The sequence below is a fragment of the Nocardia sp. NPDC050412 genome, from assembly GCF_044458825.1.
Taxonomy (GTDB): Bacteria; Actinomycetota; Actinomycetes; order Mycobacteriales; family Mycobacteriaceae; genus Nocardia.
Genome location: NZ_JBITIJ010000020.1, coordinates 1 through 12516, shown reverse-complemented (window position 1 = coordinate 12516; position 12516 = coordinate 1). Strand labels below are relative to the sequence as shown.

Here is a 12516-nt window from a genome sequence, read left to right as displayed (position 1 = left end):
TCGTTGCCGCTAACACAGGTGTCAGCGGGATTCTGCTGAATCCGGGTTTGTGGCACCGGCTTCGGCGAAGGCGCGGGCGTAGCGGGTACCCGCCAGCAGCAGCAGGACGCCGACTACCAGGAAGGCCGCTACTCGGACCAGACCGTCGAGGGTGGCGAGGTCGAAGAAGAACAGTTTGGCCAGAGCGGCTGCGGTGACGAGAAGTCCGGAACCGAGGGCCAATTTGGCGACGGCGGCCGAGCGGGACAGGTTGCGCAGGCCGAAGAACAGTGCGGCGGTGGCAGCGGCCATCCACAGGATGGTGGCGGCGCTGTGGCCGATAATGAAGCCGTCAGCGCTGCCCGTCGCGATGCCGATCGAGACCGCGGCGGCAGTTATGGCATACAGGCCCGCAATGCTCGCGACGACGAACAGCGTCGATTCGTCGGTTCCGCCCTTGGTCATGCCGGGGAGTCTCCGAGCGCACCAGACGCCCACAACGATCACTGCGAGCGCGAGGACGGCGTCCAGTGCGGTCGAGATACCCAAGCGCAGGTGCGCAAGCCGTTGTGTCGCAAGCGCTTCCGGACTCACGGTGGCGAAGTACACTACCGAACCGAGCAGCGTGAACGCCGCGCCGATGGCGGCGGTGATGCGTGAGCGCTGCTGTCCGGCTGAACCGAGGTAGCAAAGCGCAACCAGGAGCAGTGCGATCGGCAGGGTCTGCACTCGCGTCACGCCGACGCATCCTTCGAACAGCGCGAATGAACCGGCGATCGCGGCGACGAAGGCGATCGAACCCGGAATCCGCACCAGCTCACGCAATTTCGGCACGCTGTGCAGCGATGCCACGGCCAGCAGCACCGCCCCATAAGCCGCCGCGACCAACGTCGCCGAATGCCGCTCGAACATTACGGGTGCGGCCAAGAGCGGAACTGTGGACAGCGCGAAAGTCAGCGCGGCGACGATATCACCGGATCGCCTGCGCACCACCAGAAAACCGCCGACGAGCCCGATCACCGCAATCGCCACCGCGGCCGTGAGCAGCCAGTACACCCGGCTCGGCGCCGGATTATCCACGGCGGCAATGGCAATCGCCAGCAAAGTCGCCAATATCGCGGGCACCGTGCGCACCACATGCAGGAACGGCCAATCGCGGACCAATTGCACCGGCACGCATGTCAACTGCAACACGATCAGGAATGCGAGCAGCACCAATTCCGAAGTGACGAACGGCGACAACAACGCCGCTCCCGCGACCACGAGCACCGCAAGCGGCTGCGACTGCCACCGCATCGCCAACCCGACCCCACCCGCCGCAACACCTAATGCCACCGCGAGCCCGACCACCGGCTGTAGCCAGTCGTAGATCGCCGTCACCGCAACCACATCCAGATACATCCCGGCAATACCTGTGGCAGCCAAGGAAATTCCACCAACCCGGCCACCCGCCCGCCCGAACACCCGCACCCCGGCCCCGGCCAGTGCCGCCGAGAACACAGCTCCAGCCACAACTCTCGGCACCGGCCCGAAGAACCCCGCCTGCGCGGCAAGCACCAAAAGCATCACCACCCCGATCAGCGTCACCCCTACCCCGGCCACCGCCAGCACCCGACTGATCATCCCCTCCTGCTGCCACCACGGCGTCTTCGCCGCACCCCGCCGCGGCGGCCACGGCGGCACCCCCGGCGGAACCGCCCCACCAGCCGCCCGCGGCGGCACGAACCCACCGCCCACGCCCGAAGGTCCTAGCACCCCACCGGGCACCCCGCCCGGCGCCGCAGCCCATCCGGACATCCCAACACCGCCCGCCTGTCCATATCCAGGCACCGGCCGCGTCCACCCCGAAGGCGCAACCGGCGGCATCGGAATCCGCCCTCCCTCGCCAGGAGTTGGTGCCGACGGCACCGCACCCGCCATCGGCGCGCCAGGCACCGCCCCTGCGCCAGGTACCGCCCCTGCGGCAGGTACACCCGGTGCCGCACCCGCTGCGGGCCCCTGGGCTGACGCCGCCGCCGACGCACCTGCCGCGGGCATGGCACCAGTCCCCGGGGGCGATCCCGCACCCTCCGACGCCGGAGGCATGGCCGGAACACCCGGTACCCCACCCGTCCCAGGCGCAACGGGAACGCCCGCAGAAGCTGACTGCCGCGGCACCGCACCACCTGCAGGTACAACCGGCGCACGCACACCCGACACCGCAGCCTCTGCAGACACACCATGAGTACCCGAGGCCGCGTCCTCGACGGCCGCACCCCCCGCTGGCCAGGCCGGAACACCCGGCGCCGCACCTGTCCCAGGCGCAGCGGAGTCACCAGAGATCGCTTCGGCCGTCGGAGCCAACGGAGCACCAACCTGCTGGCCACCCACCGCCTCTGGGGGTCCGGACACAGGCTCGCCGCTGCCGCCGAGCGGCACCGGGATCGGACCGAGCGGATACTCCCCGCGAACCGAGAACCCGGTCGAGTCCTTCGAAACCGCAGGTGCCGCAACTGAATCCGCGATGATCTGCGCTCGTAACAAATCCAAATCTCGGCCGAGGACGCCCATCTGCGTTCCCAACGCAGCGAACTCCCCGGACAACCGCGAAATCAGCGCGGGATCGATAGACGTAGTCATATCCCCAATGCTGATTTCTCGAGCGCACCGGAACATGAGTAGAAACCACTGGTACTCATCCGGGATCTACTCGAATTCCAGCAGCGCGAACCAGTCACCCAGTACCGAGCTGCGCCGCAGCGCTACTGCGGCCGCTACACCCGAACCACCTTCAACAGCCTGGCCAAGCCGACGTAGTCATTACCCACAGTTGATCGCTGAGTCACCCCTGCCGATCAACCCCCGCCCGCCGGTGGCAGGGCGGGGGTCGGCGCTGATTACAGGGTGTGGGAGCGCATGTTGGTGACCTGGTAGACCGCATTGATCACCGCGGAGCGGGGTGGCATGCGCAGAACGCCGGGGGTTGGTTCGCCCGCCCAGTGCCAGCCGAGTGGGGAGTCGGTGGTGGGGAGCAGGACGTGGCGGCCGGGTGGGGTGACGGTTACGTAGTGTCCGGCCAGGCAACGGCGCACGCTGATCTCGACCGGTACGGCCGGGCTCGGCGGTGCGACGAGGAAAGTCCAGGTGCGTTCGCCGGGTTCGGCAACCACCGGGGCCGTGAACGTCCGGTCGAGGGCGGCCAGGACTTTCTGGCCCAGATCCGGTGGCATCACCAGGGCGCCGAGGATGGAGCCGGTGGTGATCATCGGGCGACCGGCCAACAGTTGGACCGGCAGCCCGTACCGATGTCGCAGCATATGCGCGATTTCGTGAGGGGAGTGACAGCGCTCGAACATGGCCTACGCCTCCCCTCGTCCACAGACCGGGCAGCCCCCTCTGCGTAGCGGACCGTGCTGTTCGCGCACGCGGTGGGTGTGGCGCGCGAATCGACTGGTCTGGACACCCGGCTCGAGCGCGCGGTCGGCGCGAAGAGCTCGCACGGTGGTATTCGGCATGGTGATCATTGCCGCCGCCCTTTGCATTCTCAAAGTTGCAGAAAGGCAACGGTATTCCAACTGAGCAGGAACGAGTCGTACGTAATGTCCCACTTCCGGTGAGCGCGATCACTTAACGTCGTACGCTGAAACAAGGATGTAACAAAGGACTTGGCTAAATGGACGATTCGTCGATCGGCGTGCGGATAAGACTGTTCCGCGGAAAGGCGCTCACGCAGCGCCAACTCGCCGACCAAGCCGGTGTCAGCGTTGACCTGGTGCGCAAACTGGAACAGGGTGGCCGCCAGACCGCGTCGATCGCCAGTCTGCAAAAACTCGCGCGCGCACTGGATGTCGACATCTCCGACCTGGTGGGCAAGCGACACGGTATCCCCTCCGGCAATCCCGATGCCGGTATCGTCGCCATCCGACGCGCACTGACCCCGGTCGACGATCTGCTCGGCGAGATCCCGGACGAGGATGCGATCGGCCTCGACGAGGGCAGTCGGGCCGTCGATTACGCGTGGGGCGCCTACTGGACCGGTCACTACGAATTGCTCACCTCGATCCTGCCGACCGGGCTCATCCAGCTGCGAGCAACGGTGCACACCGCCCGCAACGGCGCCGTCGCATCCGCGAACGAACTACTCGCACGGATGTATTGGGTCACCGGCTGCACCCTGGTCCATCTCGGGCAGACCGACCCGGCGTTCCTCGCGATCCGCCAGGCACTCGCCGCCGCCGAGCTCGGCAACGATCCGCTGCTGCTGGCCACCATTCGCGGCTCGGTCGCCTGGCAGCTATTGGTGCAGGGCCGTTACGAGGAGTCGCGCAAGGTCGCGCTGCGGGCGGCGGCGAATCTGGAGCCCGACGGTGACGAGACCCCGGCGCATCTGTCCGCGTACGGATCGCTGATTTTGCAGGGCGCTACCGCGGCCGGTCGATCGCAGGACGTTCCCGAGGCGTTGTCGCTGGTTCAAGCGGCGGCTGAGGTCGCGCTGCGCATCGGCGCCGATCGCCACGACTACGAAACCTATTTCGGCCCTTCGCAAGTCGTCATGCAGACAGTCGATGTGAATATCAGCTCCGAACGCTATCCGGAGGCGCTGACCGCCGCACAGGACATGCCCGCGAATTGCGGTCTGCCCCAGGCCTCGCGCGCCCGGCACCTCACCGATACGGCCGTCGCCTTCGCCCGCACCGGCCAGCACAAGCGCGCCCTCGCCGCCCTGCTCGACGCCGAACGCGTCGGCGGTGCCGATTGGATCAAATACCAGTCGCTGCCCCGGCACATCGTCTCCGAACTACTGGACCACGACCGCCGAGTTCCCTTGCGTACCTTCGCCCGCCGCATCGGCGTCAACACCTGACCCGGTCGGCTCCGAAATATGCTGACTACCAGGTGACTTCAGGCAGTTCGATATCGAGCGGGAAACGACGATCGACCTGCACCCGGGTCCGGTGCACGCCCCCGTCGGCGCGTATCCGCCCTCGGGTAACAGCTCGAACACGTAGATGACGATCGCGTTCTCTTCATTCTCCACGCGCCAGAAGCATTTGATGCCCGCTTCGGCATACTGCGCGGGGCGAAGCACTCGCTCCCTGGTTTTCGTTCCGGAAGAAACGACCTCGATGGCGAGGTGAACATCCGAGGGCCGCAATTGTGCACACGATCAACCCCCCATCAACTTGCGCCACTGGGCGCGCAGGGAGTGCTTGGCGGTGATCGAGCCGAAGCGGATTCGGCCGTGTACGACGACGTGCAGTGGGCCGAGGGGTGGTCCGGTGCGGACCTTGTTGTTGACGCTGGAGCCGATGAGGTCGACGGCGTTGAGGTCGACGGTGGCCTCGGCGGGGACGATCAGGGTGAGTGAGCTGAGGTAGTCGTCGACATGCACCTCGACGACCTGAGTGGACATGATCGCCTCGGTGAAATCGAGGGTGACGCCGGAGAGCCAGTTGTTCAGCTGCAGCGCGGGCGCCACCTGCCAGGGACCGCGGCGATTGACGCCGGAAAGGCGGCTGCGGATCACATTGCCCGGCGTGACCTGTGTCGGGACCGAGGGCGGCGGTGAGACCCGCTTCGTGAATGCCGGCGAAGCGTTCACGAAGGTCGAGGGCGGTGCGGCGGGCTGACCGATGAGTCGCACGCCCGGCAGGTCGACAAGTACGGCATTGAGTTCGCCACGGGTCTTGGCGGCCAGCGCGGTATCCATCCGCTCGGTGAACTCCCCGAGGGAGAGCATGCCGAGCCCGACGGCGCGCTGCAGCAGTTGACCGACATGTTCGCGCTCGGCATCGGAAACGCGCAACTCACGGTCGCCGACCACGTCACCGGAGCCGACACCGTTGGATACCGATTCGGGGCCACCCATGAATTCGAGATTACCGAGCCCAGCGCACCCGACGCATCAGGGCAATCCCCGAGTTCCCGCTCCCCTCGGCCCGATCTCCCGTTTTCGGCACCGTTCCGCCGGGCACCTCATGTGGGGGCTCGCTAGTGGAACCGGTGTGGCACGGTGAATGTTTCCCACGCGCCGTCCGCGACATGTTCGGTATCCCCCCGCAGGACGATCGGGCCGCACCCGGAGCCTTCGAGGTGGCCGAAACCGTTACGCAGTTGCTCGAGAACCTTGCGCCACCTACTTCGAGAACCGCTACGCATCTACTCGGGAACCGTTGCGCACCTATTCCAGTCCCTGCTCGATGGCATAGCGAGTCAGTTCAACCCGATTGGCCAACTGCAACTTCCGCAAAGTCGCCTGCACATGGTTTTCCACCGTTCGATGACTGAGCCCGAGCCGCGACGCAATCTGCTTGGCGGACAAGCCTTTCGCCACCATCCGCAGCACCTCGGTCTCCCGCTCGGTGAGCGCGGGACGATGCGGTTCATCCGGTTCGGTAGGCGCGGTCGCCATCCGCCGATACTCACCGAGCACCAACCCTGCCAGGCCCGGCGTGAATACCGGTTGCCCAGCCGCGGTGGCCCGCACAGCCTCGATCAACTCGCTAGCCGATGCACTCTTCACCAGATACCCCGAGGCCCCCGCCTTGATCGCATCCAACACATCACCGCGCTCGGCCGAGGCCGACAACACCAGCACCCGACTCTCCGGCGACACCCGTAGCACCTCCGCAGTGGCCTGCGCCCCATTCCCATCGGGCAACTGCATGTCCATCAACACCACTGCAGGCCGCACCGCCGCCGCCCGCCGAGTAGCCGACCCCACCCCATCCGCAGTCGCGGCAACCACGAACCCGGCCTCGGCCAGATCACGGGAAACCCCGTCGCGCCACATGGGATGGTCGTCCACCACCATCACCGAAATCGCCTCGGCCGCTTCGTCCCTGGTCACAAGGTCCTCCTTTGCACACGGATACCCAGGCAGCCAGGGGTAACCGATGACCCGATCGCCTCGGCCGCATCACCACTGGTCACAAGGCCCTCCTGCGCGCTCGAGCTCCTGGTCGCTAGGGGCAATCGATGACCCGATCGCTTCGGAAGCATCACCACTGGCCATAGTGTCCTCCTGCACACTCGAACACCGGTATGCACCGGCCTCTGGCCGCTGCGGGAGTTCACGCGGCAGCGTCCGCACGCCGGTCGTCATTCACGACGAAACCTGCGCCAGCGAGATGTTGTCGCGCACTCACCCCACCCCTCCCGAACGCGGCACCCGAAACTCCCACTCGGTACCGAACCCAACCCCACCAGCCTCCTCGGTCAGCAATACCGCCGTTCCCCCCAACGTCTCGATACGACCGATAATGGATCGCGAAACCCCCATGCGCCCCTCGGCCTCCGCCTCCGCCAAACGCCCCGGCGCAATCCCGACACCGTCATCACGCAGGCTGACGATCAGCTCATCACCGGTATCCTCCAGCAGCACATAGGCTTTTGCATCCGGCCCGGCATGCAGCGCGACGTTGGACAGTGCATTCGCCACCGCCGCCGCAATCTCACCCGCCATCCATCGCCCGACCCGAACCGGCTCGCCCGGCGTCGAAACGAAGACCGATGGCGTCGCATGCACAGTCAGCAGCGGCCGCAGGTCGACATCCGCGCCACCGGTATCCCCGTGCCTTCCCTGCTCGGAGATCAAAACCCGCAGCGCCACTTCCTGTTCCGCCGCCCGCTGCGCCAATTCCTCGGTGGCACCGCCGATCTCGTTGCCACGCCGCTTTATATAGCTGAGCACCTGCAGCACGCCGTCATGCACCTCACGAGCCAGCCGCTCCCGCTCCTCGGTCGCCGCGGTCAAGCGAACGGCCCGTTCCAGCTGTCCCTGTGCCCGACGCGCGGTATTGGCCGCGAGCCCGAGCGCGAGCCCGATGGAGACGAGCACCGGCGCGGTCGCATCGGCCCACACGTCTTGACCCCACTGCTGCCGCACCGTCACGATCACCGCCGCAATCAAAAGTCCGGACAGCACACCGGCGAGCGGTCCACGCAGAATCGCCACTGAGACAACGGCATTGGCGACCCACAGCGTGGTCGGCAGCGTCTGATGCCCGTGGTACCAGCCGTAATCGGCGACCAACCGGGTCGAGGCGATCAGCGCGATCACCATCAGGTGATCCCCGATCACCACCCACGACCGCAGCCGCGCCACATCGGGAAAGTGCCACTGCGACAACATGAATGCGGATGCACCCGACCACACCGCCATCACGGCGATCAGTACCCAGCTCAGCTGCCGGCTCTGGTAGTACTGCACCGAGGCAATCTGCTGGCCGACCGCATAGAGCAGCGTGACCAGCCGCAATGCCTGCACCGCACGCCACAGCGGCGCGGTCGCCGCATCGGCCGCGCTCAGCTCGGCTGCCCTGACCTCAGCCTGGACCGGTCGAGTCATCCGAGCGGTCCTCCCGATGCATCTCCTTGGTCAGCACCGCATCCACATCGAACCGGCCGGGCTCCGGTTTATCCGGCTCCACCGCAAATCGACCACCGTCGCCGGTATGCAGTTCCTCGAACGCCTCCTCCGGACCTTCCGACAGCAGCGACCGAATCGCGGTATTCATCACCGCGACAAACGGCACCGCCAACAGGCCGCCCGCGATCCCGCCGAGCACAATGCCCGCGGCAATGGCCAGCACCACCGCGAGCGGATGGATGCTCACCGCCCGTCCGAGCAGCAATGGTTGCAGCACATGGCTTTCCAGCTGCATCACCGCGATGATGATGCCGAGCACGATCACCGCGGTCACCCAGCCCTTGGTCACCAATGCGATGAATACCGCGATGGTCCCGGCGAGGAATGCACCGACGATCGGGATGAACGCGCTGATGAACACCAGCGAGGCCAACGGCAATGCCAGCGGGACCCCGAGAATGGCTAGGCCGGCACCGATGCCGATGGCATCGACGAGCGCCACCACCACGGTCGCGCGCACGAACCCGACCAGCGTGCCGAAGCCGAGTTGCCCTGCGGTGCGCACCTTTTCCCGATGCGGGGTCGGCACGATCCGGGTCACGAAGTGCCAGATCTGGTCTCCGCCATAGAGAAAGAAGATGAGAATGAACAGGGTCAGGAAGGCGCCGGTGAGCAGGTGACCGATGACCGTCGCGGTGGTCAGCGCACCGCTGGTGAGACTGTCCTGATTCTCCCGGATCGTCTTGACGATCGTGTCCCCCGCACTGCGGATCTGCTCATCGCTCAGATGCGGTGGACCGTTGATCAGCCAGTCCTGAATTTCGTGAATGCTGTGCGTAATTTCATCGGACAACTGCGGTACGCCCTCGATGAACTGCTCGATGACAAAGGTCATGATCCCCGCGACCACCCCGAGTGATCCGACCAGCGCGACGAAGACCCCCACCGCCCGCGGCACCCCGAGCCGCTGCATCCAATCCACCAGCGGCGCCAGCAATGCGGCGGCCAGCATGCCGATGGCGAGCGGGATGACCACCGTCGCCAATTTCTGCACCACCATAGAGCTCGCGATCAGTGCGGCGAACATCACCAGCAGCCGCCACGCCCACTCGGCGGAAACTCGAACGAACGGGTGCACAGAATCAGCAGCCGACCGTGCAGCATTGGCTTTTCCGAGAGCACTTACCTTCTGGTCGGTCACCTCCGCGAGCCTAATGGCCGCAGAGCGCCGCGGACATGCTCGATTGAGCTGAACGCTAGATTGGTCATCGTGTCAGCGCCCTTGGAAGCGGTCAAACAGACCATGCGAACGCGCTGGCCGCTGTACCTGACATCGATGCTGTTGGCCAATGCCTTCGGCGCGGTCCTGGTGTGGGCGTTCATCCAATATGGACTCCCGGTTCCCGAGGGTGAGGCGGCCGGTGCGCGACGCACCGGCCTGTTGATTCCGGGTCTGGTTTTCACCACGGGCGGTTTGCTGAGCCTTGCCGCTTCGGCGCTCATGCTGCGTCCGGTCATGCGCTGGCAGATGCGTGGTGGGCCGCCGAGCCACCAAGAACAGATGGCGGCACTACACGCGCCGCTGCGCCAGGCGATCCTGCATCTGGTGCTGTGGCTGATCGGCGGCGCCATTCTTGCCGCCACCATCATCGCGGACGCGCCCGAGCTGGCGGGCGCGGTCATCGTCACCGAATGTATGGCCGCGACGATCGTCTTCGGTTTCACCTACATGCTCGGCGAGCGGATTCTGCGCCCGGTCGCCGCACAAGCCCTCACCGAGGGCTCGTTCGACCACACGCTGACGCCGGGCGTCGGCACCAGGATGGGGATGACCTGGGGGATGGGCACCTTCGCCCCCACCATCGCCATCGTGCTGCTGTGCGTCACCCAGATCTCCTCGGATGTGAAGTTCTCCGCGCAATCGCTGGCCATTTCGATTCTGTTGCTGTGCGGCGTGGTGATCATGCAGGCGCTGGCGCTATCGATGCTGACCGGCTCCAGCATCTCCGACCCGGTGCGCCAGCTCAGCCAGGCCATCGACCGGGTACAGGAGGGCGCCCGCGACGTGCAGGTCGAGGTGTTCGACGGCAGTGAGATCGGACTGCTGCAGGTCGGCTTCAACCGCATGATGGAAGAAGCCGCCAAGCGCCGCCAGCTCCAGGAACTGTTCGGCCAGCATGTCGGCGAGGAAGTGGCGCAGCGGGCACTCGACTACGGCACCGAACTCGGCGGCGAGACCCGATTCGTGGCCGTCCTGTTCGTCGATATGGTCGGCTCCACCGCGACCGCCGCGGAGCGACCGCCGACCGAGGTGGTCAGCCTGCTCAACGAGTTCTTCCGGATCGTGGTCGATGTCATCGATCGACATCACGGCTTCGTCAATAAATTCGTCGGCGATGCCGCGCTGGCGATTTTCGGCGCACCGCTGGACCGCCCGGACGCGCCGACCGCGGCCTTGGCCGCCGCCCGCGAACTGCGCGAAGCCCTGCGCGAGGTGCCCGGACTCGATATCGGAATCGGAGTTTCGGCCGGCCTGGCCGTCGCCGGAAATATCGGCGCCGCAAACCGTTTCGAATACACCGTGATCGGCGATCCGGTGAACGAGGCGTCGCGCCTGACCGAACTGGCCAAGGATCAACCCGGCCGCGTACTCACCTCGGGCAGCGCGCTGTATTTCGCCGACGAGAGTGAGCAGGAGTTTTGGCTGACGGGCGAGGAAGTCCAGCTGCGCGGGCGGCGACGAAAGACCATGTTGGCCTGGCCGAAGGATGGGGCCGCGGTGCGAGCGACGACGGGCACGGAGGAGGCAGCCTGCGTAACCACGGAGGGCCCCGGGAGCACCGCCGATTAGATGCTGGCTCCGCACGTCGATGCAGACAGCGAATCAGTCGGTTCGTTAGGCTGACCGAGTGACGGCCAATGGGGAACTAGCCGGCGAGCCTGCGCCGCAGCCGTCCGACGACCCCACCGACAGACCGGCGAGACGTGGTCGCCGGAGCAAATTCTGGTGGCTCAAATGGGTTGCGGGCATCGCCCTGCTGGCATTGCTGATCGGCGAGGGTTACTACCTCTGGCCACGATTACACGATTCCTGGAATAAGCTCACCGAAATTCACTGGGGTTGGGTCGCGGCCTGTATCTGGCTGCAGGCAATGTCGATGAGCGGATTCAGCCGGGTACAGAAACAACTGCTGCATGCGGGCGGTGTCGAGGTCCGCCAGCACAAATCCGTCGCCGTCGTCTACGGCGCCACCGCAATGTCGGTGACGCTGCCTGCCGGACAGGTGTTCTCCACCGCCTTCACCTATCGCCAGACCCGCCGATGGGGTGCGAATCCGATCGTCGCCTCCTGGCAGTTGGTGATGTCCGGTGTGATCGCGACCGCCGGACTCGCACTGCTCGGCGTCGGTGGTGCACTGCTGGTCGGCGACCGGGTCGGGCCATTCAAGCTCATATTGTCGCTGGCCGGTGTGGTCACGCTGGTGTGGGCGGGCAACCATCTATCAAAGAATCCGGGCGCGCTGGAGACCGTGCTGCGCCGCGGACTCGCGCTGCTCAACCGGATCCGCAAACGCCCCGCCAAGCAGGGCATGAACAAGCTCGCCGATATGCTCACGCAGCTGGAATCGGTGGATCTCGGAAAGCGCGACGGGGCAATGGTCACGGGTTGGGCGCTGGTGCACCGCTTCGCCGACGTGGCCTGTCTGGGTGCGGCTTGCTATGCGGTCGGTGCCGATCCGAAGCTGGCCGGTCTGCTGATCGCCTTCACCGTGGGCAAGGCCGTCGGCTCGATCCCGTTCGCACCCGGCGGCATCGTCTACGTCGATGCGACGCTCATCTACGGCCTGACCGCCGGTGCGGCCCTGCCCGCCTCCCAGGCCGTCGCCGCCGCCTTCGTCTACCGCCTGGTGAGCTTCGTCCTGGTCGCGATCATCGGCTGGATCGTCATCGCTTTCCTCTTCCGCAAACCGCAGGCCGATGATGCCGAATTCGAGAAGGAATTCGAACAGCGCCGGCTGTGATGTTGGCCGCGCCTGCGGCGCGGCGTGTTCGCGGCCCCCTGGTGTCTCGCGTCCGAGCCGTCGAGACTCGCGACTGCGTCGCATGCGCTTCGACGACTCGGACGCGAGACGGGCCGCGAACGGTCGCTCGTAAGACTCGCTCCCTCCGGGTCACCTCAACCCCCG

Annotated in this window: 10 protein-coding genes; 3 read left to right on the top strand and 7 right to left on the bottom strand. The window is 66.1% G+C overall.

Features of this window, described 5'->3' with window-relative positions:
• Nucleotides 1-21: 21 nt before the first annotated feature.
• Together ACIBI6_RS36285 and ACIBI6_RS36280 are read right to left on the bottom strand one after the other, a co-directional pair.
• On the bottom strand, nt 22-1776 hold the full coding sequence (locus ACIBI6_RS36285) for a DUF2339 domain-containing protein (RefSeq protein ID WP_396959465.1): 1755 nt from the start codon (nt 1774-1776) through the stop codon (nt 22-24).
• Between the two features lie 1079 nt (nt 1777-2855).
• Nucleotides 2856-3275, bottom strand: a complete 420-nt coding sequence (locus tag ACIBI6_RS36280) for a hypothetical protein (RefSeq protein WP_396959463.1) — start codon at nt 3273-3275, stop codon at nt 2856-2858.
• A 356-nt stretch (nt 3276-3631) separates the two neighbouring features.
• On the opposite strand from ACIBI6_RS36280, the gene ACIBI6_RS36275 reads away from it, so the two are divergent.
• Entirely contained in the window at nt 3632-4822 is a 1191-nt protein-coding gene (locus tag ACIBI6_RS36275) for a helix-turn-helix domain-containing protein (protein WP_364359437.1), read from the top strand.
• On the opposite strand, the gene ACIBI6_RS36270 is transcribed toward ACIBI6_RS36275, so the two are convergent.
• From ACIBI6_RS36270 to ACIBI6_RS36250, 5 genes are all read right to left on the bottom strand, one after another.
• Nucleotides 4757-5113 (bottom strand): Uma2 family endonuclease, encoded by a 357-nt coding sequence (locus tag ACIBI6_RS36270; protein ID WP_396959460.1) that lies wholly within the window; start codon nt 5111-5113, stop codon nt 4757-4759. The genes ACIBI6_RS36275 and ACIBI6_RS36270 overlap by 66 nt on opposite strands.
• A gap of 12 nt (nt 5114-5125) precedes the next feature.
• Complete coding sequence (locus tag ACIBI6_RS36265) at nt 5126-5827, bottom strand: DUF1707 domain-containing protein (RefSeq protein WP_364359431.1); 702 nt, start codon at nt 5825-5827, stop codon at nt 5126-5128.
• Between the two features lie 312 nt (nt 5828-6139).
• Complete coding sequence (locus ACIBI6_RS36260) at nt 6140-6772, bottom strand: response regulator transcription factor (protein WP_364359473.1); 633 nt, start codon at nt 6770-6772, stop codon at nt 6140-6142.
• A 330-nt stretch (nt 6773-7102) separates the two neighbouring features.
• A complete protein-coding gene (gene macS, locus ACIBI6_RS36255) occupies nt 7103-8308 on the bottom strand; it encodes a MacS family sensor histidine kinase (protein WP_396959458.1) in 1206 nt (401 codons plus the stop codon).
• Complete coding sequence (locus ACIBI6_RS36250; protein ID WP_364359425.1) at nt 8286-9530, bottom strand: AI-2E family transporter; 1245 nt, start codon at nt 9528-9530, stop codon at nt 8286-8288. Before ACIBI6_RS36250 ends, macS begins: the two co-directional genes overlap by 23 nt.
• A 102-nt stretch (nt 9531-9632) precedes the next feature.
• Here ACIBI6_RS36250 and ACIBI6_RS36245 point away from each other — a divergent pair, with 102 nt between their 5' ends.
• On the top strand, nt 9633-11180 hold the full coding sequence (locus ACIBI6_RS36245; RefSeq protein WP_364359470.1) for an adenylate/guanylate cyclase domain-containing protein: 1548 nt from the start codon (nt 9633-9635) through the stop codon (nt 11178-11180).
• A 58-nt stretch (nt 11181-11238) separates the two neighbouring features.
• On the top strand, nt 11239-12351 hold the full coding sequence (locus ACIBI6_RS36240) for a YbhN family protein (RefSeq protein ID WP_364359422.1): 1113 nt from the start codon (nt 11239-11241) through the stop codon (nt 12349-12351).
• The last annotated feature ends 165 nt before the right edge of the window (nt 12352-12516 follow it).